General features: G+C 38.1%; 1 pseudogene. It reads left to right on the forward strand.

The annotated features are described in order from the left end of the window. Positions 1–237, forward strand: a pseudogene (locus A3774_RS16215) (HlyD family type I secretion periplasmic adaptor subunit); the annotation flags it as partial. Positions 238–244 lie beyond the last annotated feature (7 nt).

Below are 244 nucleotides of genomic sequence, written 5' to 3' on the forward strand. Positions count from 1 at the left end.
GTCGGTTTAGAAGGTACGCTTGAGCACATTAGTGCCGATACAACAACAGATGAAGAAGGCAATAGTTACTATCTAGTCCGTATTCGGACAAAAGAGACAAGCCTAGATAAAGATAATTCGCTACCCATTATTCCTGGTATTACTGCTTCAGTGGATATTATCACTGGTAAGCGAACCATATTAGAATATCTGCTGAAGTCAATTTTTAGTGCGAAAAACAATGCTTTGAAGGAATAGACGATAT

The organism is Neptuniibacter marinus (assembly GCF_001597725.1).
Lineage (GTDB): Bacteria > Pseudomonadota > Gammaproteobacteria > Pseudomonadales > Balneatricaceae > Neptuniibacter > Neptuniibacter marinus.